The organism is Prevotella conceptionensis 9403948, assembly GCF_000312305.1.
GTDB lineage: Bacteria > Bacteroidota > Bacteroidia > Bacteroidales > Bacteroidaceae > Prevotella > Prevotella conceptionensis.
Genome location: NZ_HE999449.1, coordinates 1 through 3,486, shown reverse-complemented (window position 1 = coordinate 3,486; position 3,486 = coordinate 1). Strand labels below are relative to the sequence as shown.

Sequence of the window (3,486 nt, the reverse complement as noted above, 5' to 3'; positions counted from 1 at the left end):
CGCGTTCGCGGCGGTCGCGGTAGCCGCCTTCGTATTCAAACTCGTTGCGCATCCTGGTGGCTCCATTCTCGGCATAGCCGCCCGTGGTCTCCACAGATGCCATCACCCAGCGGCGTCCAGGCATGTTGTAGCTCGGTTTGGTCTGCTTGTATTCTACTGCAACGTGTCCGCCGAAAGGCAGGGTAACGCCTTTGAGCAGGTTGGTGCGACCGGTGAGATTGCGGCGTACCTTTAGTTCATTGGGGCCATTCTCACGGACATAATCGGGATAACCGTCGATGTCGACGAGGGCCGTAGTAGTGCGGCTTACGCCCAGTGCTGTGGCCAAGATGCCGCGAGGAATAAGTCTGAAAATGAATATAGGGATCGTTACCGCTACGTTACCAAAGGTAGAAACGGAGTTTGCGATATTCTGGGTTAGGTTGGCGTTCTGCAAGAAATTAACCTTGGGCGGGAAGCCATTTCCAGTATTGTAAGCTACAAAGAGGTTGTCGTCATCTTCGGTAACGATGTCGGGCAGTCCATCGCCATTGACATCGAGCATCGAACTGGTCGACTCGGAAGTGGTGCGCGTTCCGTTAACACCAAAGCTGATATTCACCTTTCCGGCAACAGGAATGCTCACACCGCCTCCTGCACCCCATGTGGTGGATTTGGAGGTACCGATGCCGCCGCAATCGCTCTGCCGGGTGTCGGTGAAAGTATAACCCAGATTATAACGTACACTACCTCCGTCGAGCATATCGGGCAGTCCGTCGCCATTGAGGTCGGCCCAATCGCGTTCCGTGTCGGTAGTTCCTCGGGTATAGTTGCCGCTGGCACTAACCGAAGTGGCCGATGCCTCATTACCTTTTGCGGCTTCGATAAGGTTGGCTGTCTTAAAGTTCCATTGCTCCTTAGGACTGGGGGCTTTGGCAGCCGCATTCTTTGAATCGTTCTTCTCCGTGAGGGGAACACCGATATTCATACCGGCCGTTCCGGCGGAGGTTTTGTACTTGGGTCTGGAAATGTCAGGGTGGATGACTTCTGCACTGAGTGCTCCTGTCTGGGAAGTGAGTTGTGCATTAACCTTGTCCTTATGCTCTTTTATCCAGTCGGGATATCCATCGCCGCTGAGGTCCATGCAGGCCACGTTGGTATAGGAATCTTGCCAGCTCTTACTACCGGAAGCACCAATCGAAAGGAACTTCATAGAAAGCCCACCCGATGCTGCCACCGTATTGTCGGTGGCTTTGGTCTGCAGTACGGGAGCAGGAAGTGAAGTTCCGCCGGCAGCGTAAGACACGCTGTCTACATCGATCTCTTGTTGGCCCATACGCGAACTGCACTGCCACAACCCACCGATATAAGTGCTGTCAGTAACGCTGATGTAGGCATCCCGTTGGGGATTATAGCCCATGACGAAGAATCGTTCCTCGTTCAGGGGTGTCATCACCTCGGAGATATGTTCCGGATCCGGATCGCCGCCTCCTACGATGTCTTCGTATTTTTCTTTATCGATTTTTAGAACGGCTGTATCGATGGGTTGCGTGCCAAACGCTCTGTTGCCATTATAATCAAGCATCTCACTTATCCTTAATGCTACTTTTAACTAAAGAGTATAATTGTTCATATAGAATGAGCATATTATCAAGAAGAAAAAAAATCTTAGAATTAAACGAATCAGCATTCTTGATATATCTTAAAATCTTCTGTTTTTCTATAATGACAAGGTGCTCTTTCATATAGTCTCTTACAATCGTTGTATCTGCTACATCCTTAGCGTAAAAGGATATCATGAATTGACTTTTTGGCTTAATTTCTTTTGTAAAGTTGCTCAACAAATCTGGAGAGTAAGATTCTATGTTAAAATCAAGTGCAATCTGACATAATATAAAATCCCCATCTCTGGAAAAGAAATGTTTACGTATAAGTTCCTTGGAAGTTCTATTTTCTATATTCGTATTATCAAACCAGATCCAATAATCCTCATCTGCAACATTCCTAAGTTTATAATTAATAAGATATACAGGCTTATTGTCAATGAAATAATTTGTATATTCCATTGTTCGTTCTATTCCAACATTTTTTATCTGAGGAAACATTCTTTGACTTATGAACGATATTATTATTAAGAGAATATATCTCATTGCTTGTTTATTTTTCATTTTCTCTTGATTTCATATTTCGAATAGTTTCCTGTCTTGATTCTAATATTTTATTCCTTAATCTTATATTTCCTTCTTTGTCTCCCTGGATTTGATGACCAGAAATTCTACGATCTTTAGTTTCTACATAAAGAAGAGCATGACCATTTCCCTCATGACTATATGTTTCAGCTTTGCCTTCAGGAGACAATCGACTTTGTATATAGATCCTAATATTATCATCTGGCGAATTAACCCCACTTTCACCCTTCCCTGGAAGTAGTGTTAAGCCGAATTTACCTCCTTCTCCTGTACTTAACCCTGACGTATATTCGGCTTTAGGATCCGCAAAGTCAGGATCTGGTTCTGTATATGTAATTTGCTCTGTTTGGAGTCTACCTTCATTATCTCTATAAGATACATTTCCATCAACTAAACTAACCTCTATGAGAATATCAGAATTAACCAATGCTGTTAGATTATTAAAATTCTTGCTTTCACTTTTATGTGAATTGATCAGTTTTCTATCTATATATCCATTCCTATCTAATTGTACAAAATTCATATCTTCTGTCGTTAGTGTATTTCTAATAACGGTTAAAGCTTCTTGGCTTCCTGGTTTTACAATTTTACCATCTGGATCTATAAAGCGAATGGGATTTCCTCGTGTGTAGCTATATCCACTAATATTTGGATATTTTTCTTTTAGCATATCTACTCCATACCACAGTGATGTCACGGGATTCATATACCGTGCCCCATAATAGTAAAGTCCCGTCTCTTGGTCAAGTTCCTTACCATTAAACTTATACGGCATATCCTCGCTACTACTATGTTCATCCACGAGCAGTTCGCCATAGGGCAGGTAGGCATCGAACTGGGTGATGTTAGCCTTGGCGTCGGTGATGTAGGAGGTACTGCCGAGGTGGTCACTATGATAGAAGAAGATTTCCTCGATGTTGGTCGTGTCTGTGGGGACATAACCATAACCTGGCTGGGCATTGTCAGGGTCTTCGGGCTTCTGCCATTGGATGGGTGGACCAGGGACATCCCCCTTGTCATTGAACTTCGGACGTTGCACCCAACCTTCGGGCACAGAGTGGTCGCCCAGTTCCCCGATGATGGTGTTGTAGCCATAACCCGTGTTGTCGGGGTCGGCCGTTGCACCCTTCATCGTAGGCACACCTGGGGGTGTGCCCAGCTTGCGGTAGTAGTCCTCGCGCTGTTTCTCTATCTGCAGCATGCGGGCGGCATAGTCTTTCTGGCCTGCCGTAACGTTGTTGCTGCTGATGCCATAAACGTTGCTGAACTTGCCTGTTCCTAGTTTGGAGGCAATGCGCTTGTCGCCGATGAAGTAATG

At 45.3% G+C, this 3,486-nt stretch carries 2 protein-coding genes and 1 pseudogene; all 3 read right to left on the bottom strand.

Features of this window, described 5'->3' with window-relative positions; all coding sequences use genetic code 11:
- Positions 1-1,564, bottom strand: a pseudogene (locus BN93_RS18010) (type IV secretion protein Rhs); the annotation flags it as partial.
- A gap of 1 nt (position 1,565) precedes the next feature.
- Positions 1,566-2,147 carry a hypothetical protein gene (locus tag BN93_RS10645; protein ID WP_019188315.1) on the bottom strand — a complete coding sequence of 194 codons (582 nt, stop codon included), beginning with the start codon at positions 2,145-2,147 and terminating at the stop codon, positions 1,566-1,568.
- Positions 2,137-3,486, bottom strand: a 1,350-nt coding sequence (locus BN93_RS16900; RefSeq protein ID WP_232211168.1) for an RHS repeat domain-containing protein, incomplete at its 5' end; no start/stop codon positions are given. The genes BN93_RS16900 and BN93_RS10645, both read right to left, overlap by 11 nt.